The organism is Cyanobium sp. ATX 6A2 (assembly GCF_024346355.1).
In the GTDB taxonomy this organism is placed as follows: Bacteria; Cyanobacteriota; Cyanobacteriia; order PCC-6307; family Cyanobiaceae; genus NIES-981.
The window spans coordinates 59,471-77,566 of record NZ_JAGQCU010000004.1 but is presented as its reverse complement, the minus strand read 5'-3'; the positions used below and the strand labels follow the sequence as shown (position 1 = coordinate 77,566).

The window sequence follows — 18,096 nt, the reverse complement described above, 5'->3', positions numbered from 1 at the left end:
CATGCGCTTCAGCCAACTGCTTGGCCAGCTCAGCGAGGTCCGCTCCCAGCCTGACGGCGGGCCGGAGCGGGATCTGGCCGGCGACCCGGAGCTCCTGGGCGGCGGCGCCCTGGGCGAGGCACGCGCCGGCCAGCTCAGCTTCCTGGAGGCCGGCAGCGCCCTGGCAGCCGTCCTGGCCGGCACCGCTGCCAGTGCCGTGCTGCTGCCGGCGGGCGCCGACGGTGCCGGTGATCTCGGCCGCCAGCTCAGCGCCCGCGGCATCGCCTGGGTGGCCCTGGCCGATCCGCGGCTGGGGTTCGCGGAGGCCCTTGAGGCCCTGCACCCCGCCGCCCTGCCGCCGGCCGGCATCCATCCCAGCGCCGTGGTCGACCCCTCGGCCGTGGTGGGCATGGGCAGCCACGTGGGGGCCCAGGTGTGCATCGCCGAGGGGGTGCGCATCGGTGCCGGCTGCACCCTCCACCCCCATGTGGTGCTCTACGCCGATGTGGAACTGGGTGAGGGCTGTGAACTGCACGCCGGCGCCGTGGTGCACCGTGGCAGCCACCTGGGGTGCGGCTGCGTGGTGCAGGCCAACGCCGTGATCGGCGGGGAGGGCTTCGGCTTCGTGCCCACCGCCGGTGGCTGGCGCAAGATGCCCCAGACCGGCCGCGTGGTGCTGGAAGACGCGGTGGAGGTGGGCTCCGGCAGCACCATCGACCGGCCGGCGGTGGGCGAAACCCGCATCGGCGCCGGCACCAAGATCGACAACCTCGTGCACATCGGCCACGGGGTGAGCACCGGCCAGGGCTGCGCCCTGGCCGCCCAGGTGGGCATTGCCGGCGGCGCCCGCCTGGGCAATGGCGTGATCCTGGCCGGCCAGGTGGGGCTGGCCAACCGGGCAGTGATGGGCGACGGGGCGATCGCCAGTTCCAAATCTGGGGTGCACGGGGAAGTGGCCGCCGGCGAGGTGGTGAGCGGCTACCCGGCGATCCCCAACCGCCTCTGGCTGCGCTGCTCGGCCGCCTTCAACAAACTTCCCGACCTGGCCCGCAGCCTGCGTCAGCTTGAGAAACGCAACCGGGAGGGGCAGGGGGGAGAGTCCGCCGGGCCCTAGCCTCCCCGGCTGCTCCCGCCGCACAGGCAACGCCGCCATGACCAGCCGCCACCGGATCACCCTGCTCCCCGGCGACGGCATCGGTCCGGAGATCATGGCGGTGGCCCGCCAGCTGCTCGATGCGGTGAGCCGCCGGCACCAGCTGGAGCTGGTCTACGACGAGCAGCCGATCGGTGGTGCCGCCATCGACGTCAGCGGTGAACCCCTGCCCGCCGCCACCCTGGAGGCCTGCCGCGCCAGCGACGCGGTGCTGCTGGCCGCGATCGGCTCGCCCCAGTACGACAGCCTGCCCCGGCCGCAGCGGCCGGAGACCGGCCTGCTGGGCCTGCGCGGCGGGCTGGGGCTGTTCGCCAACCTGCGGCCGGTGAAGACCGTGCCGGCCCTGATCGGCGCCTCCACCCTGCGGCCGGAGGTGATTTCCGGGGTGGATCTCCTGGTGGTGCGGGAGCTCACCGGTGGCATCTACTTCGGCACCCCCAAGGGGCGTGTGCAGGCCGCCGGCGAGGAGCGGGCCTTCAACACCATGGCCTACAGCAGCTCCGAGATCGACCGCATCGCCAGGGTGGGCTTCGATCTGGCCCGCGGCCGGCGGGGCCGGCTGTGCAGCGTGGACAAGGCCAACGTGCTCGATGTGAGTCAGCTCTGGCGCGAGCGGGTGGTGGCCCTGCACACCGCCGACTACGGCGATGTGGAGCTCAGCCACCTCTACGTGGACAACGCCGCCATGCAACTGGTGCGGGCGCCCCGTCAGTTCGATGTGCTGCTCACCGGCAACCTGTTCGGCGACATCCTCAGCGATGAGGCCGCCATGCTCACCGGCTCGATCGGCATGCTCCCCTCGGCCTCCCTGGGCAGCGACGGCCCGGGCCTGTTCGAGCCGATCCATGGCTCGGCACCGGACATCGCCGGCCAGGACAGGGCCAATCCGCTGGCGATGGTGCTCAGCGCCGCCATGCTGCTGCGGGTGGGCCTGAAGCAGGAGGCCGCCGCCGCAGACCTGGAGGCCGCGGTGGACCGGGTGCTGGAGGCCGGCTACCGCACCGGCGACCTGATGGCCGAGGGCTGCAGCCTGGTGGGTTGCCAGGCAATGGGTGAACAACTGCTGCAGGCCCTCGAGAGCTGACGCCGCCCGCCCTGCCTGGACGGACCAGCAGCGGCAGGGTGGGGGGGTCCCGGCGACCTGCCAAACTCGCCCTCAGTCTCCCTTCCCCCGCGCCATGTCGAAGCGTCACCCGGTTGTGGCTGTCACCGGTTCCTCAGGCGCGGGAACCACAACCGTGAAGCGGGCCTTCGAATACATCTTCACGCGCGAGGGCATCACCCCGGCGGTGGTGGAGGGCGACAGCTACCACCGCTATGAGCGTGGGCCGATGAAGGAGGCCATGGCGGCGGCGATCGCCCGCGGCGAAACCTTCTCCCACTTCGGCCCCGAGGCCAACATCTTCAACAAGCTCGAAGAGCTGTTCCGCAGCTACGGCCAGAACGGCAGCGGCGAGAAGCGCTACTACCTGCATTCGCCCGAGGAGGCGGAAGAGCACAACGAGCGGCTTGGCACCAGCCTCGAGCCCGGCCAGTTCACCCCCTGGGAGCCGATCCCCACCGGCACCGACGTGCTCTTCTACGAGGGTCTGCACGGCGGCGTCGTGGGCGAGGGCTACGACGTGGCCTCGGTGGTGGACCTGCTGGTGGGTGTGGTGCCGATCACCAACCTGGAATGGATCCAGAAGATCTCGCGCGACAACGCCGAGCGCGGTTATTCGGCGGAGGCCACCGTGGACACGATCCTGCGGCGGATGCCCGACTACATCAACCACATCTGCCCCCAGTTCAGCCGCACGGACATCAACTTCCAGCGGGTTCCCACCGTGGACACCTCCAACCCGTTCCAGATCCGCGGCATTCCCACGGCCGACGAGTCGTTCGTGATCATCCACTTCCGCAAGGGAGCCCGCGAGAAGTGGGGGATCGACTTCCCCTACCTGCTTGACATGATCCACGATTCCTTCATGTCCAGCCCCACCTCCATCGTGGTGAACGGTGGCAAGATGAGCTTCGCGATGGAGCTGATCCTCACACCGATCATTCACCGCATGATCGAGGAGAAAAAGAAGCTGCACTGAATCCAGCCATCAGCGCGATTCACCTCTAATCTGGAACGCGAATCGGAGTCGGTGAGGCCATCACCAACACCCCTCCCCAGGGACCAGACCCGCGCTTTTCCCAGCGACTGGCGCCTGGCGGCGGCGCCTCCCCAACCCTGCCTTCGTTTCCGATTGCGGGAGCCGCTTCAGCCACTCCGGCAACGCTGCGGCTCGATCGCATCAACAGTCAGCAGGTGTTCCAGCAGGCCCGTCGCGTGATCCATCGCTACCAGGAAGGCTGTCCCTTCGGTGCCGAACCCTGCGGCGTGGTGCTGCAGGGCCGCCGCGGCCGGGTGGTGTTCGAGCCGCCGGTGCTGTTGCCCGACGAACAGTTCGTTCCCGTCGACCTCCTGCAGGGGCGCCCAGCGGCGCGAGCGGGATCGCGGCTGCGCATGCCGCGCAGCCGCTGACGGCACCGTGCTCCCCGCTCCTGCCGCCATTCCCGCGCTGCCCTGGCTGGCGGCCCTGTTCGGCGCCTGTATCGGCAGCTTCCTGAACGTGGTGGCCTGGCGGCTGCCGCGGCAGGAGTCGCTGCTGCGGCCCGGCAGCCACTGCCCCCGCTGCGGCACCCCCCTGGCCTGGTTCGAGAATCTGCCGGTGCTGGGCTGGCTGTGGTTGCGGGCTCGCTGCCGCCACTGCGGGGCCGCCATCGCTCCGCGCTACCCCCTGGTGGAACTGCTCACCGCGGGGCTGTGGGTGGCGGCCCTGTCGGCCCAGCCGGGGACGATGGGACCGGAACCCCAGCCGTTGCTGCTGGTGCTGGCCGGCTGGCTGCTGCTGAGCTGGCTGATTCCCCTCACCCTGATCGATCTGGATCGCCTCTGGCTGCCGGAACCCCTCTGCCGCACTGGCCTGCTGCTGGGCCTGGCCTGCACGGCAGTGCTGGGCTGGAACCAGGGCGCGGCCATGGGCCGGGAGCTGCTCTTCCACCACCTCATGGCTGCCGGCGTGGGTCTGGTGGGGTTCGAGGCGGTGAGCGCTCTGGGGGAGCGGCTGGTGGGCAAGCCCGCCCTCGGCCTGGGGGACGCCAAGCTGGCCGCCCTGCTGGGGGCCTGGCTGGGGCTGACCGGCCTCGGGCTCACCGTGGTGCTGGCGGTGTTCAGTGGTGCCCTGGTGGGGATGCTCGGTCGCCTCACTGGCCGGCTGGGCAAGCAGCAGCCCTTCCCCTTCGGTCCCTTCCTGGCCGCCGGCGGAGCCGCCGTATGGCTGCTCGGGAAGGATCTCTGGCTGGCCTGGCTGGGCGGGCTGCTGCTGCCGGTCTGAAGCCACCAGCCCGCTCCCCCGCCCACACCTTTAATGGAGCGATCCGCTGCCCGCCACCCCGGCGTCGCCCTACGCATGTCGCTGTTCGACTGGTTCGCCGACCGCCGCAAGAATGCGCCTGCCGTGCGCAACCCCCAGGATTCGGAGGAGGGCGGCGGGCTGTGGAGCAAGTGCCCCGATTGCGGCTTGGTGGTGTATCGCAAAGATCTGGTGGCCAACGCCAGCGTCTGCAAGGGCTGTGGCTACCACCACCGGATCAACAGCGAAGAGCGCATCCGGCTGATCGCCGACCCCGGCAGCTTCGAGGCCCTCGATACCGATCTGGCCCCCACTGACCCGCTGGCCTTCAAGGACCGTCGCACCTACGCCGACCGCATCCGCGACAGCCAGCACAGCACCGGCCTGCGTGACGCGGTGGTCACCGGCCTGTGCCGCAGCAGCGACCTGCCCCTGGCCCTGGGGGTGATGGACTTCCGCTTCATGGGCGGCTCGATGGGCTCGGTGGTGGGCGAAAAGCTCACCCGGCTGATCGAGCAGGCCACCGCTCTGCGCATGCCGGTGCTGATCGTCTGCGCCTCCGGCGGCGCCCGCATGCAGGAAGGGATGCTGAGCCTGATGCAGATGGCCAAGATTTCCGGGGCGCTGCAGCGGCACCGCCAGGCCGAACTGCTCTACATCCCCCTGCTCACCCACCCCACCACCGGTGGCGTCACAGCCAGCTTCGCCATGCTCGGCGACCTGATCCTGGCGGAGCCCAAGGCCCTGATCGGCTTCGCCGGCCGCCGGGTGATCGAGCAGACGCTGCGCGAGAAGCTGCCCGAGGGCTTCCAAACCGCCGAATACCTGCGCGACCACGGCTTCGTGGACGTGATTGTGGATCGCACCAAGCTGCGGGCCACCCTGGCCAGCCTGCTGCGCATCCACGGCTATCCCGCAACAGTGCCGGCCTGATCGCCTCGCCCCCATGCCTCCAGCCACCGCGATGCCCACGTCCGTGATGCCCGCCTCCAGAGCTCAGCCCCCGTGGCTCCAGCCCCTGCGCTGGCTGCTGGGCCTGGCCCTGGCCGTGGCGGTGCTGCTGGCTCCGATCAGCGCCGCCCCCCCCGGCGCAACGGCCGTGCTGGCCGCCCCGGTGGACTGGCACGAAGTTCCCGCCAGCGCGGAGGGCCGCCAGTGGTGGGATGCCGGCAGCCTGCGCCTCAGCCGTGGCGGCAACCTCAGCGTGCTCAGCCGTTTCCAGCCCGCCGCCGGCGACGAGGAGGAGCGCCCCCGGCTGGGCGATCTCTACGTGATGGAGATCGACTGTGGCCAGAACCTGTACCGCGACACGTCGGTGAACGGCGTTCCCCGCTTCCGCTCCGAATGGCAGCCCGCCGAAGGCGACGCCCTGCTGGTGGCCGTGATCCGTGAGAGCTGTGAGGCGGCGACGCCGCTGTTGCAGGCTGGCTGAACCCTGCCCGGCGGTCCATGTCCAGCAGCACCGGCCTCAGCGGCAAGCCCCTGAAGGTGGCGATCGCCGGCCTGGGCTTCGGCGAAACAGTGCATCTGCCGGCCCTGCGGGCCTGCAGCGGCACCGAACCGGTGGCCCTCTGGCACCCCCGCCCCGAGCGCCTCGAGGCCGCCTGCCGGCAGGCGGGTCTGCCCGGCCACAGTGATTTCGACGCTCTGCTGGGCGATCCGGCGGTGGAGGCGGTGGTGATCGCCACCCCCCCCGAACCGCGCCACGAGCTGGCCCTCCGCGCCCTGGAGGCAGGCAAGCATCTGCTGCTGGAGAAACCGGTGGCTCTCCATGCCGAACAGGCCGAGGAGCTGCAACGGCTGGCGATGGCCCGCGGCCTCACAGTGGCGGTGGATTTCGAATACCGGGCAGTGCCGCTGTTCATGCAGCTGCAGGCGCTCCTGGCCGGCGGTGCGCTGGGGGAGCTGGTGCTGGTGAAGCTCGACTGGCTGATGGGCAGCCGCGCCGACGCCTCCCGCCCCTGGAGCTGGTACTCCCAGGCCGCGGCCGGTGGCGGCGTGCTCGGTGCCCTCGGCACCCACGCCTTCGACATGCTGCACTGGCTGGTGGGACCCACCCATGAGCTGCACGCCCAGCTGAGCACCGCCATCGGCGAGCGGCCGTTGCCAGATGGCAGCGGCCGCCTGGGACCGGTGGACGCCGAGGACATCGCCCTGGTGCAGCTCACGCTCGAGGGCGCTTCAGGCCGGCCGCTGCCGGCCCAGGTGAACCTGGCCTCGGTGACGCGGCGGGGGCGAGGCTGCTGGCTGGAGATCTACGGCCGCGACGGCAGCGCCGTGCTGGGCTCCGACAACCAGGCCGACTACGTGCACGGCTTCAACCTCTGGCTGGCCCGCGGCAATGAGCCGCTGCGGCGGCTGGAACCCGAACCCCACTGGGCCTTTTCGCGCACCTGGGAGGACGGCCGCATCGCCCCGGTGGAGCGGCTGCACGGCTGGTGGAGCGAGGCGGTGCGCCAGGGCCGGCCGATGGTGCCGGGGCTCAGTGAAGGGGTGGCCAGCCAGCGCTGCTGTGACTGGTCGCGTCAATGCGGGTAGACGGCGCGTCAATGCGGGCAGCAGCGGGCAGCAGCGGACAGATTGTTTCGTTAGGCATCACCTAGAGTCCCCCCCAGTTCAAATTCCAGATCAGAGAGGTTTCTCATGGCGCTCGTTCCGCTTCGGCTGCTGCTGGATCACGCCGCCGAAAACGGCTATGGCATCCCTGCCTTCAACGTCAACAACCTGGAGCAGGTGCAGTCGATCATGGAGGCGGCCCACGAAACCGACTCTCCGGTGATTCTGCAGGCCTCCCGGGGCGCTCGCCAGTACGCCGGCGAGAACTTCCTGCGCCACCTGATCCTGGCCGCCGTGGAAACCTATCCCGATATCCCGGTGGTGATGCACCAGGACCACGGCAACAGCCCCGCCACCTGCTTCGGTGCCGCCGCCAACGGCTTCACCTCGGTGATGATGGACGGCTCCCTGATGGCCGACGCCAAGAGCCCCGCCAGCTACGAGTACAACGTGGCCGTCACCAAGGAAGTGGTGGACGTGGCCCACGCCATCGGCGTGAGCGTGGAAGGTGAGCTGGGCTGCCTGGGCTCCCTGGAAACCGGCATGGGTGAGGCCGAGGACGGCCATGGTTTCGAGGGCAAGCTCGACCACAGCCAGCTGCTTACCGATCCCGCCGAGGCCGCCGACTTCGTGGCCAAAACCAAGGTGGATGCCCTGGCGATCGCCATCGGCACCAGCCACGGCGCCTACAAGTTCACCCGCAAGCCCACCGGTGAGGTGCTGGCGATCAGCCGCATCGCCGAGATCCACAAGGCCATCCCCAACACCCACCTGGTGATGCACGGTTCCTCCTCGGTGCCCCAGGAGTGGCTGGACATGATCAACAAGTTCGGCGGTGCCATCCCCGAGACCTACGGCGTGCCCGTGGAGGAGATCCAGGAAGGCATCCGCAACGGCGTGCGCAAGGTGAACATCGACACCGACAACCGCCTGGCCTTCACCGCCGCCGTGCGGGAAGCAGCCTTCAAGGATCCCGCCAACTTCGATCCCCGCCACTTCAACAAGCCCGCCCGGGCCTACATGAAGCAGGTGTGCCTGGATCGTTACCAGCAGTTCTGGTGCGCCGGCAACGCCAGCAAGATCAAGCAGCGCGACATCAACTACTACGCCGGTCTCTACGCCAAGGGCGAACTCGACCCCAAGACCGCCGTGGCCGCCTGATCCGCCACCGCCACGCTGGTTTCGAGCCAGACCGGTTTCATCAGGGGGGGCATCAGCCCCCCTTTTCTGTGGCCCTCAGGGTGCCTCCACCGGGGCCAGCAGGGCTTCGGTGGCTTGGATCGAGCGCTGCGGGTCGAGCAGGGCGTCGATCGCCTGGGCCAGGGTGGCCTCCATGGCGATGCGGGTGCCATCGCTCACCACCACCCGCGTGAGCGTGGGCAGGCCGCCCTGGCGGGCCTTGAGATACACCGGCTCCACGTAGAGCAGCGCCTCGCCCACCGGCATCACCAGCAGGTTGCCCTGCACCACCTCGGCGCCGGAACGGCTCCAGAGCCCGAACTGCTGGCTGATCGTGGGATTCTGGTTGATCAGGGCCGTGATCTGCTCAGGGCCCAGGATCGGGGTCTGGCTGGGGAAGCGCAGCACCTCGAGCTTGCCGTAGTTGGCGCCGTCGCTGCGGGCCGCCAGCCAGGCCACCAGGTTGGGCCGGGCCAGGGGGGTGAGGGGCTGCAGCAGCAGGAACTCCGGCGGTAGGTCCGGCGCCAGCTGGCCGCTGATGTGATACGAATCCATCGGCACAAGCTCGGCCCCGTAGATCTCCTTGGGGACCTGCCAAACGTCGTCGCCGCTGTAGAACACGGCCGGATCGGTCACGTGGTAGCGGAGCAGCTGGGTGGTCTGCAGCTCGAACTGGGGAATCGGGTAGCGGATGTGGGCCTGCAGCGCCGGCGGCATCGCCTCCAGGGGTTGGAACAATTCCGGGAACAACCGCTGCCAGCCGGCGATCAGGGGGTCATCGGGTTCGGCCACATAGAGGGCCACGCGGCCCTCGTAGGCATCCACCACGGCCTTCACGGAATTGCGCAGGTAGCGCACATCCGGGCGGCCCGGCACCGGGGCGCTGTAGGGGTAGGTGCGGCTGATCGTGAACCCGTCCACGATCCAGAACTGGTGCTGCCCGGCCCGGAAGGGTCCGGCATCGTCCCCCAGACTCACCGACGTCAGATAGGGCTCGGCCTCGAAGGCCACGAAGGGCACCAGCCGACGCACCCGCTCCCGTACCTCCCGGCGCAGCAGCAGGCGGGTGTCGCTGGTGAGGGCACCATTCACCAGCAGCCGCGGCTCCCGGAGGTAGAGCGCCGCCGCCAGGCGGGCCGCAGCACTGGGCAACGGCACGCCGGCCCTGCCGCTGTAGTGGGTGTAGACGTTCTCGTCCCCCTCCGGATAGTTGAATTCCCGCACCTGGGTGGGGGCCAGGGCGTAGGAACCGGGCAGGGTGCCGAAGTAGAGGCTGGGGTCACCCACCGGAATCGCCGCCTTCACCTGCTCCCGGCTGATGTTCAGGTCGGGGCTGCCGTTGATGCGACTGTTGGCGCCCAGATCGCTGATGAAGAACTCCGGCAGGCCGTCGGGGGTACTGGTGTTCACCGGGGTCACGGTGAAGCCCTGGCCGTGGGTGAACACCAGGTGGCGATTCAGCCAGGTGCGGGCCGCCGCCTGCAGGCCTGAGCTGTCCACCTCCCGGGCGGTGATGATCACCTGCTGCTGCTGGGGTGGGCCATCGCCGGAGGCGATCGCATAGCGGTCAACCGTGGGCTCGGAGAAGCGGTAGAACACCCGCAGCTGCTGCAGCTGACGGTTCGTGGCCAGCAGCGGTTGGCTGTCCCAGAGGCGGATGTTGCGGATCGTGGCGTCGCTCTTCTCCAGGTCGGCGCGGGTGATGCGGTCGTTGGGATTGACGTTGCGGGTGTTGATGCGATCGAGCTGAAAGGCCGCCCGGGTGGCCTCGATGGAGCGGGCCAGATAAGGGGTTTCGCGCTCCAGCTCGCGAGGGTTCACCACCAGCATCTGCAGGGTGGGCAGCAGCAGCGCCTCCAGCGCCAGCACCAGCAGCAACAGCACGCCACTGGCCGCAAAGGTGCGGCTGCGCCAGCCGCGCCGGGGCAGGGGCAACAGCAGCAGCACCCCGGTGCTGAACGCCAGCAGCGCGGCGGCGGTGCGCAGCGGCAGCGACACGTGCACATCCACCCAGCCCGCGCCGGGCACGCTGCCCAGCGTGCTCAGCAGCAGCTGGTGGCGGCCGAGCCAGAAGCCGCCGGCCAGGCCGAGGGCAAACAGGCCCCAGGGATGACGCAGGGCGCGCAGCTGGGCCGCGCTGAAGCCGGCGAAGCGTCCATCACTGAGCTGGGGGGGGCGCGCCATCAGGCCCCAGAGGCCTGCGGCGGTGTGGGCGGTGCCCAGGGCCAGGGCCAGGGTGAGAGCGAAGGCCAGGGCGGGAAAGCGCGCCAGGGCGAAACTCACATCGGCGGCGAGGATGGGCTCGCTCAGGCCACTGTCGGGAGCGAGCAGGGCCAGGCTCCAGAGCCCCCAGCCCCGGGCCAGGGCCACGGCGGCGGCCCCGCTGGCCAGGGCCGCCAGCAGCCGCGGCAGGCGCAGCGGCCAGCGCAGCATGGCGATCAGCAACGGCACCGCCAGCACCAGCAGCGGCAGCCAGGGCAGATCCGCCAACGCCACCAGGCCGTGCAGCCGGCGCGGATCGAAGGGATTGAGCAGCAGCCGCTGGGCCAGCCTCAGCAGCAGCAGCAGCGACAGCAACTGGGCGAATGCCAGCACGCCCAATACCAGGAGATAGGGCGCCGGGGTCAGGGCGAAGCGGGGGCGCTCACCGGGCCGATCCACGGGGCGGCCCCACAGACAGCCCAGCCAGCGCTGCAGAGCCAGCCCCAGGCCAAGGCCCAGAACCAGCCCCAGGCCCTGGAGCAGCCAGCGGCGCAGCTGCACCGCCCCCCAGCCGAACTGAGCGAACCACTGCCACTCCATCCAGCCGCGGGCACCCGCCACCAGGCCGGCGGCCAGCACCAGGAGAACGGCGGCCGCCAGCAACGGCATCGGAAGGCGCCGCAGTTGCCGCCGCATCGGTGCAGTCCTCACCCACCGACCTTAAGCAGGGCCAGGGCCCGGAGCGACCCCATGCAAAGCCCGACCCTGCAGCTCGGCTTTTAACGGCAGACCTGCTCAGCGCTGTTAACGTGCTGCATCTCGCCTGGGTTTTTCGTGACGGCCACCCTGTCCCGCTCCGCCCTCTCCGGCCCCACCTTCACCGGCCTGCGCTGCAAGGAGTGCGGTGAGCCCTACGCCTCCGGTGCCCGCCACGTCTGTGAAGACGTCTGCTTCGGCCCGCTGGAGGTGGTCTACGACTACGAGGCGATCAAGAGCCGCGTGAGCCGCGCCACGATCGAGGCCGGCCCCGCCTCGATCTGGCGCTACCGGGAGTTTCTGCCGATCGAAGGCGATCCGATCGACGTGGGCACCGGCTTCACCCCCCTGCTCAAGGCCGGAAACCTGGCCAGGCGCCTGGGTCTCAAGAGCCTCTACATCAAGAACGACGGCGTCAACATGCCGACGCTCTCGTTCAAAGACCGGGTGGTGAGTGTGGCGCTCACCCGCGCCCGCGAGCTGGGCTTCACCACGGTGAGCTGCGCCTCCACCGGCAACCTCGCCAACTCCACCGCCGCCATCGCCGCCCACGCCGGCCTCGAGTGCTGCGTGTTCATCCCCTCCGACCTGGAGCTGGGCAAGGTGCTGGGCACCCTGGTCTACAACCCCACCTTGATGGCGGTGAAGGGCAACTACGACCAGGTGAACCGCCTCTGCTCAGAGGTGGCCAACACCTACGGCTGGGGGTTCGTGAACATCAACCTGCGCCCCTATTACTCCGAGGGCTCCAAGACCCTGGGCTATGAGGTGATCGAACAGCTGGGCTGGCAGCTGCCCGACCACATCGTGGCGCCGCTGGCGTCGGGCTCCCTGTTCACCAAGATCCGCAAGGGCTTCGATGAGTTCATCAAGGTGGGCCTTGTGGACGAGAAGCGGGTGCGCTTCAGCGGCGCCCAGGCCGAGGGCTGCAGCCCGATCGCCCAGGCCTTCGCCGAGGGCCGTGACTTCATCACCCCAGTGAAGCCCAACACCATTGCCAAGTCGATCGCCATCGGTAATCCCGCCGACGGGCCCTACGCCATCGACATCGCCAACGCCACCCAGGGCACCATCGCCGCGGTGAACGACACCGAGATCATCGAGGGCATCAAGCTGCTGGCCGAAACCGAGGGGGTGTTCACCGAAACCGCCGGTGGCACCACCATTGCCGTGCTCAAGAAGCTGGTGGAGCAGGGCAAGATCGACCCCGAGGAAACCACCGTGGCCTACATCACCGGCAATGGTCTCAAGACGACGGAGGCGGTGGCCGATGCCATCGGCCAGCCCTACACGATCGAGGCCCAGCTCGACAGCTTCCGTCAGGCCTGGGATCAGGCCCAGTCCAAGCACGCCGCCGCCGCCACTGCCTGATCACACCGCCTGATCACACCGCCTGATGTCCTGGGTGCCGACCCACGCGATCCAGTCTCCCCACTCCCCCAAGCCTCTCCACCTGCCCCCATGGCCGTTCAGGTACTGATTCCCACCCCCCTGCAGAAATTCACCAACAACGAAGCCAGCGTGGAGCTGGAGGCCGGCAGCGTGGCCGCCCTGGTGGAGGCCCTGGAGGGTCGCTTTCCAGGGATCCGCGCCCGCCTCTGCGATGACAGCGGCAAACTGCGCCGCTTCCTGAACATCTACGTGAACAGCGAGGACATCCGCTTCCTCGACAACGAGACCACCAGCCTCAGCGACGGCGATGAGGTGTCGATCGTGCCCGCCGTGGCCGGCGGCTGATCACCGCAGCCAATCGGCCATTGGTAGCGAGGACAGCAACGCCCCGACGGCGGTTGCAGGTCAATAGCGTTCCAGACCAATCCAGCAAACCCCGATCCCGCACCGGGCGCGCTCCGGCTCCTCCGCCATGACCCAGGCCCCGCTCTCCCCCAGCACCGCCGACAGCACCGCCGACTGGCAGTGCAAGGCCCGCCTCTACGACTACCGCCAGGCCGCCAACCCGGTGCGCCGGGGCCTCACCGAGCCGATCGGCTACCGCCACTGGGATCCCCAGCTGCACGCCAGCGGCCCCAGCGCCGTGATCCCGCTCGACCTCAGCGCCGAACTCGGCTGCCCGGGCCCCGCCACCAGCCCGGCTCTGGCCGCCCACTTCCTGCGCATCCTGGCCGGCGAGGGACTCAAGGCCGCCTGCCAGGCCACCAGTTCACTCTTCTATGTGCTCGAGGGCTCCGGCAGCCTGCGCTGGAGCGGCCGTGAGCTGAGCTGGAGTCAGGGCGACCTGATCGCCCTGCCCTGCGGCGATGCGCCGCTCCTGGAGGCCCTCAGCACCAGCGTTCTCTACTGGGTGCACGACGGCCCCCTGCTGCAGCACCTGGGGGTGGAGGCCACCACAGCGCGCTTCGAACCCACCCACTACCCCGCCGCCCTGCTGGAGGCCAACCTGCAGGAGTTGCTGGCCGACCCCAGCGCGGCCCACAGCAATCGCCTCTCCGTGCTGCTGGCCAATGCCGACCTGCCCGCCAGCCGCACCGTGACCCATACCCTCTGGGCCATGCTCGGTGTCGTGCCCCCGGGGGCCGTACAGCCACCCCACCGGCACCAGTCGGTGGCCCTGGATCTGATCATCGACTGCGATCCCGGTTGCTACACCCTGGTGGGCAGCGACCTCGATGAGCAGGGGCGGATCCGCAACCCCGAGCGCATCGACTGGCAGGCCGGCGGTGCCTTCATCACGCCCCCGGGCCACTGGCATGCCCACGTGAACGAGAGCGGGCGGACGGCGCGACTGCTACCGATTCAGGACGCCGGCCTGCACACCTACCTGCGCAGCCTGGACATCCGCTTCAGCGGCGCTCCCGCAAGCTGAGCGGCGCTGCTCATCGGCCTCCACGATCGCCCGGAACCGGTCGCCGTCGATCGTTTCCTCCACGATCAGGCGCTCCACCAGCACATCCATCAGATCGCGGCGAGGCTCCAGCAGGGCCATCGCCTTCTCCAGGGCATGGCAGGCCAGCTCGCGCACCTGGGCGTCGATGCGGTTGCCGGTGACCTTGGAGTAATGGGGCTCGGAGCGCAGCCAGTCGCGACCCAGGAACACCTCCGGGCCCTCGGCCTCCAGGGCCACCGGCCCCAGGGGTGAGAAGCCGTAGCGGGTGACCATCTCGCGGCCGATGCGCCCCACCAGCTCCAGGTCGCTGGAGGCCCCCTGGGTCACCTCATCGGGCCCGAACACCACCTGTTCGGCGGCCCGGCCGCCCATGGCCACCACCATGCGCGCCAGCAGGTAGGCCTTGCTGATCAGGCCGGAATCCAGCACGTCCTCATCGGGCATGGTGCGGGCGAAGCCACCGATACCGCCGGAGCGGGGCAGCAGGGTCACCTTGTCAAGCTGGTCGGCGTGGGGCACCAGGGTGGTGAGCAGGGCATGGCCCACCTCGTGGTAGGCGATCAGGCGCTTCTTGGCGGAATCCTGCAGGGGAGCCGCCGTCAGGCCCATGGTGATGCGCTCGAGGGCATCGCCGAGGGCGACGTCATCAATGGTGGTCTGGCGCCGGCGGGCGGTGAGGATCGCCGCCTCATTCAGCAGGTTGGAGAGGTCGGCGCCGGAGAAGCCCGGCGTGCGGCTGGCCCAGGCGGATAGCCGCACGCCCTCGGCCAGGGGACGGGTGCGGGCATGCACGGCCAGAATCTCCTCGCGGCCGCGGCGATCCGGCAGATCCACGGTGATGCGCCGGTCAAAGCGTCCGGGTCGGGTCAGGGCCGCATCGAGCACGTCGGGACGGTTGGTGGCCGCCAGCAGGATCACGCCGGAGTTGTCGGCAAATCCATCCATCTCGGTGAGCAGCTGGTTGAGGGTCTGCTCGCGCTCATCATTGCCGCCGCCGATGCCGGCGCCGCGCTGGCGGCCCACCGCGTCTACCTCGTCGATGAAGATGATGCAGGGCGATTTTTCCTTGGCCTTGCGGAACAGGTCGCGCACCCGGCTGGCCCCCACGCCCACGAACATCTCCACGAATTCGGAGGCGGCCATGGAGAAGAAGGGCACCCCGGCCTCGCCGGCGATGGCCCGGGCCAGCAGGGTCTTGCCCGTGCCGGGAGGACCGATCAGCAGCACCCCCTTGGGAATGCGGGCACCGATGGCGGTGTAGCGCTCCGGTGCCTTCAGGAAGGTCACCACCTCCTGGAGTTCCTCCTTGGCCTCGGCAATGCCGGCCACATCCTCGAAGCGCACGCTCACGCCGCCCTCAGGCTGCAGGCGGGGCTTGCTGGCCCCGAACCCCAGAGCCTTGTTGGCCACCTTCGCCGAGCGCTTGAGCAGCAGGGCGAGGCCGCCCAGCAGCAGCAGCACCAGCAGGCCGTTGGAGACCAGGGCCGCGGAGGCGGCATCGGCGCGGTCGTCGCGCACCGTCAGGGGCACACCGGCCTGCTCGGCTGTGCGCAGCAGCTGCTGGTCGTTGGCGAACACCGGCACGCGCAGCTCGCGACCATCGCCGAACTCCACACGCACCTCCTGCTGGCGGGGCGAGAGCTCCAGATCCTTCACCCGTCCCTCGCGGATGTCGGTGAGCAGCTGGCTGTACGACGGCGGATCGACGCCGCGGGCCGGCCACGTTCCCCGGGCCTGGGGGGAGGAATCCGATGACAGGCCGGAAGCGGCGGGGGTGGGGCTGGCGCTCACGGCGTTCCGTCGCTGCACAGGAGCCTAGCGATTTGACGCAGGGCGAGTCTGCAGAGGATGATCCTCGTTTGGCAGATTGCGAGCACGGGGATGGCTGTACCCAAGAAGAAAACCTCCAAGGGCAAGCGCAACCAGCGCCACGCCACCTGGAAGGGCAAGGCCACAGTGGCGGCCCAGCGGGCCATGTCCCTCGGCAAGGCCGTGCTCAGCGGCCGCGCTCAGGGATTTGTGTATCCGATCGACAGCGACGAGGACGACGCCGAGGAGTGATCTCCGGGGCCACTCACCGTGCCGCTGACCGCCAGCAGGCGACGGCGGCCATCCAGCACTCCCACGGCAGACAGAGGCGGAGCTGGGTTCCCATCCCGCCCTGCGGCAGCCACCTCTTCGCTGGCCTGGGCCATCACCAGAGGGTCCAGGTAGAGCTCGGGGGGCAGGCTGCACAAACTGGCCCGCACCAGCCGCTCCAGGGCAGCAGGCGCCAGTGCTGCGCCCCCTGATCGCCGCTGTCGCGCCTCCGCCTGGAACCGCCAGCGCCGCGGCAGGCTCCAGTTCAGCGGCCGCAGCACCCACAGCTCATCGAGCTGGGCCCAAGCAGGCTCGTAGGCCTGCAGCTCCCGGTCCCAGCGAGGCAGCCAGGCCCGCTCCTCAGCCGTCAGGGTGCGGGGCCCGGCACTGGCCATCAGAGCGTCCAGATCCAGCGACGCCAGGGCCGGGCCCAGGGGCCGGCAACCGATCAGCCAGCCCTCCAGCAGCAGGGCGTCGGCCTGCAGCACCTGCTCCCCGCAGCGGTCACCCTCCCCGTCCCGCAGGGTCTTGTCGAAACGCGGCAGGCGCAGCGGGGCGCCGGCGCGCCAGTCGGTCAGGCAGCGTCGCAACAGGGTCGGATCGTGGCTCCCCGGCGGCACCCGCGTGACCCCGAAAGGATTGCCCGCCAGAGCCCGCAGGCGCTCCTCCCAGGGCAGGTAGACGTCGTCGATCGAAGCCACCGCCAGGCCCAGACCCAGCTGCGGGGCCAGTCCGGCCAGCAGCCGGCAGAGGCTGCTCTTGCCGGCCCCCACCGGCGCGTTCAGACCGATGGCCGGCCGCAGCCCCTGCCCCGCCAGCTGCTGCAGGCGGTGCAGCAGGGGCAGGGCAAAGCGTCGCAGCAGCTCTGGATCGCTGTCCATCAGGTGCCGAGCTTGTAGGCCTCCAGCACCACCGCGTACACCAGACCGATGCGCAGGTTGTCGGCCACCCGCCAGCCCAGGCCGGGCTGCTCCTGCAACAGCCGCCCACGCAGCCGCACCACCAGCTCGAGCAGCAGCACCAGGGCCAGCACCATCAGCGGCCGGCCACCGGGAAACAGGGGCAGCAGGTAGGCCGTGAGGTTGCCGCCGATGTAGAACCCCACCAGCAGGGCCAGCAGCACGGCGCTGCGATGGCGCCAGCCGCCCCGCAGCTGGCCGGCGAGCAGATCGGCCAGGGCGGAGCTCAGGCGCTGGAAGCGGGTGCGCTGCAGGGTCGTGGGTCTCAGGGCAGGGTCTGCAGATAGGAGAGCGTGAACCGGCCCTGGGGGCAAGCCGGGCCGCGCAGCACCCGGCCATCGGCGCCCAGGCCCGTGAGCACGGCCCGCGCCGCCGCGAAGCGCGCCAGGGGCTCAGCGCGGCCGTAATGGCTGAGGGTGAGCACACAGGGCACCCCCGCCGCCGCCGCCGCCGCCAGCCCGGCGGGGGAATCCTCGATCGCCAGGGCGTCGGCTGGCGCCAGCACCAGCCGTTGCAGGGCCAGGACGTAGGCCTCGGGATCGGGCTTCTTGCGACTCACGTCGTCGCCACACACCCACAGCTCGAAGGCGCCGGCCAGATCGCCCAGCAGCCGTTCCGCCAGCGCCTGTACCGCCGCGCGGCCACTGGTGGTGACGATCGCCTGGCGCAGGCCGGCGGCGGCCGCGGCCCCGATCAGCGCCGCCACCCCAGGCCGCAGGCCCAGCCCGCCAGCCGCCATCAGGGCTGCGTAATGGCCCTGCTTGCAGGCCTGCAGCGACTCCACCCAGGCCGGATCGGGCTCCCGGCCCTGCAGATCGCGCAGGGCGGCCCGGATGCGCTCGCGGCCGCCGGCGATCGCCAGCCAGGTCCCGTAGCTCTGGGCATCCCAGTGCAGCGGCACCCCCTGCTCGGCGAAGGCGCGGTTGAAGGCGAGGCGATGACCGTCCCGTTCGGTCTCCGCCAGGGTGCCGTCCACATCCCAGAGCAGGGCCCGCAGGGCCATCG

General features: G+C 70.1%; 18 protein-coding genes. 13 read left to right on the top strand and 5 right to left on the bottom strand.

Annotation, left to right across the window (positions count from 1 at the left end):
- Position 1 precedes the first annotated feature (1 nt).
- The 9 genes from lpxD (at position 2) to fba (ending at position 8,232) form a co-directional block, all read left to right on the top strand.
- Entirely contained in the window at positions 2–1,093 is a 1,092-nt protein-coding gene (lpxD, locus tag KBY96_RS05535; RefSeq protein WP_254978251.1) for a UDP-3-O-(3-hydroxymyristoyl)glucosamine N-acyltransferase, read from the top strand.
- Between the two features lie 37 nt (positions 1,094–1,130).
- The gene (gene leuB / locus KBY96_RS05530; protein ID WP_254978249.1) at positions 1,131–2,216 is read left to right on the top strand and encodes a 3-isopropylmalate dehydrogenase; all 1,086 of its coding nucleotides are present in this window, start codon (positions 1,131–1,133) and stop codon (positions 2,214–2,216) included.
- Positions 2,217–2,310: 94 nt separating this feature from the next.
- Positions 2,311–3,213, top strand: a complete 903-nt coding sequence (locus KBY96_RS05525; RefSeq protein WP_254978247.1) for a phosphoribulokinase — start codon at positions 2,311–2,313, stop codon at positions 3,211–3,213.
- A gap of 215 nt (positions 3,214–3,428) precedes the next feature.
- On the top strand, positions 3,429–3,644 hold the full coding sequence (locus KBY96_RS05520; protein ID WP_254978245.1) for a hypothetical protein: 216 nt from the start codon (positions 3,429–3,431) through the stop codon (positions 3,642–3,644).
- A 7-nt stretch (positions 3,645–3,651) separates the two neighbouring features.
- Positions 3,652–4,497, top strand: coding sequence for an A24 family peptidase (locus KBY96_RS05515; RefSeq protein WP_254978244.1), 846 nt, complete (start codon positions 3,652–3,654; stop codon positions 4,495–4,497).
- 75 nt (positions 4,498–4,572) lie between these two features.
- Positions 4,573–5,448, top strand: coding sequence for an acetyl-CoA carboxylase, carboxyltransferase subunit beta (gene accD, locus KBY96_RS05510; protein WP_254978471.1), 876 nt, complete (start codon positions 4,573–4,575; stop codon positions 5,446–5,448).
- A 31-nt stretch (positions 5,449–5,479) separates the two neighbouring features.
- On the top strand, positions 5,480–5,947 hold the full coding sequence (locus KBY96_RS05505; protein WP_254978243.1) for a hypothetical protein: 468 nt from the start codon (positions 5,480–5,482) through the stop codon (positions 5,945–5,947).
- Positions 5,948–5,964: 17 nt separating this feature from the next.
- Entirely contained in the window at positions 5,965–7,053 is a 1,089-nt protein-coding gene (locus KBY96_RS05500; RefSeq protein WP_254978242.1) for a Gfo/Idh/MocA family protein, read from the top strand.
- Between the two features lie 105 nt (positions 7,054–7,158).
- Positions 7,159–8,232, top strand: coding sequence for a class II fructose-bisphosphate aldolase (gene fba / locus KBY96_RS05495; RefSeq protein WP_254978241.1), 1,074 nt, complete (start codon positions 7,159–7,161; stop codon positions 8,230–8,232).
- A 75-nt stretch (positions 8,233–8,307) separates the two neighbouring features.
- Here the strand turns inward: fba and KBY96_RS05490 are convergent, their stop codons facing one another.
- Complete coding sequence (locus tag KBY96_RS05490; RefSeq protein WP_254978239.1) at positions 8,308–11,148, bottom strand: UPF0182 family protein; 2,841 nt, start codon at positions 11,146–11,148, stop codon at positions 8,308–8,310.
- 138 nt (positions 11,149–11,286) lie between these two features.
- Here KBY96_RS05490 and thrC point away from each other — a divergent pair, with 138 nt between their 5' ends.
- From thrC to KBY96_RS05475, 3 genes are all read left to right on the top strand, one after another.
- The gene (gene thrC, locus KBY96_RS05485) at positions 11,287–12,579 is read left to right on the top strand and encodes a threonine synthase (protein ID WP_254978238.1); all 1,293 of its coding nucleotides are present in this window, start codon (positions 11,287–11,289) and stop codon (positions 12,577–12,579) included.
- A 90-nt stretch (positions 12,580–12,669) separates the two neighbouring features.
- Complete coding sequence (locus tag KBY96_RS05480) at positions 12,670–12,945, top strand: MoaD/ThiS family protein (protein ID WP_254978237.1); 276 nt, start codon at positions 12,670–12,672, stop codon at positions 12,943–12,945.
- Between the two features lie 127 nt (positions 12,946–13,072).
- The gene (locus KBY96_RS05475; RefSeq protein ID WP_254978235.1) at positions 13,073–14,032 is read left to right on the top strand and encodes a cupin domain-containing protein; all 960 of its coding nucleotides are present in this window, start codon (positions 13,073–13,075) and stop codon (positions 14,030–14,032) included.
- Here KBY96_RS05475 and ftsH read toward each other — a convergent pair.
- Entirely contained in the window at positions 13,955–15,811 is a 1,857-nt protein-coding gene (gene ftsH, locus KBY96_RS05470) for an ATP-dependent zinc metalloprotease FtsH (protein WP_396122280.1), read from the bottom strand. The genes KBY96_RS05475 and ftsH overlap by 78 nt on opposite strands.
- A gap of 123 nt (positions 15,812–15,934) precedes the next feature.
- Here ftsH and rpmF point away from each other — a divergent pair, with 123 nt between their 5' ends.
- Entirely contained in the window at positions 15,935–16,114 is a 180-nt protein-coding gene (gene rpmF, locus KBY96_RS05465; protein WP_254978234.1) for a 50S ribosomal protein L32, read from the top strand.
- On the opposite strand, the gene KBY96_RS05460 is transcribed toward rpmF, so the two are convergent.
- The 3 genes from KBY96_RS05460 to KBY96_RS05450 are packed head-to-tail and all read right to left on the bottom strand — an operon-like array spanning position 16,063 to position 18,094.
- Positions 16,063–17,013: a phosphoribulokinase gene (locus KBY96_RS05460; protein WP_254978233.1), complete on the bottom strand. Its 951-nt coding sequence runs from the start codon at positions 17,011–17,013 to the stop codon at positions 16,063–16,065. The genes rpmF and KBY96_RS05460 overlap by 52 nt on opposite strands.
- Positions 17,013–17,405: a DUF565 domain-containing protein gene (locus KBY96_RS05455; RefSeq protein WP_254978232.1), complete on the bottom strand. Its 393-nt coding sequence runs from the start codon at positions 17,403–17,405 to the stop codon at positions 17,013–17,015. The genes KBY96_RS05460 and KBY96_RS05455 overlap by 1 nt, the downstream gene beginning before the upstream one ends.
- Complete coding sequence (locus KBY96_RS05450; protein ID WP_254978230.1) at positions 17,357–18,094, bottom strand: HAD-IA family hydrolase; 738 nt, start codon at positions 18,092–18,094, stop codon at positions 17,357–17,359. The genes KBY96_RS05455 and KBY96_RS05450 overlap by 49 nt, the downstream gene beginning before the upstream one ends.
- Between the last annotated feature and the right edge of the window lie 2 nt (positions 18,095–18,096).